Here is a 265-nt window from a genome sequence, read left to right as displayed (position 1 = left end):
AAACTCCGATTATAAGTTTTCTCATTTTCTATATTTAGAAAAAATCGATGCAAAAATATCGTTTTTTTTAGTTTTCAGCAAAATATATGGGTTTAATTCGCTAACTTTGCGGTCATTAAAAAATAAAGAAGAAACTATGTTAGCTAAAATAGAACAATTACTTCAGGAAATTGAAGGCTTGCAAGCAGCCAATGCGGAAGAATTGGAAGCCTTGCGCATTAAATATCTTAGCAAAAAAGGAGCGATTAATGAGTTGATGGCAGAC

General features: G+C 31.7%; 1 protein-coding gene. It reads left to right on the top strand.

Features of this window, described 5'->3' with window-relative positions; all coding sequences use genetic code 11:
• Positions 1-265 (top strand): hypothetical protein (locus ACK99Q_RS17810; protein WP_410187436.1); only part of this gene is annotated, 265 nt, incomplete at both ends.

Source organism: Aeromicrobium sp. MLTX1, assembly GCF_046452335.1.
GTDB lineage: Bacteria > Actinomycetota > Actinomycetes > Propionibacteriales > Nocardioidaceae > Aeromicrobium.
The sequence above is the reverse complement of the archived record's forward strand: the minus strand, read 5'-3'. Positions and strand labels throughout refer to the sequence as shown.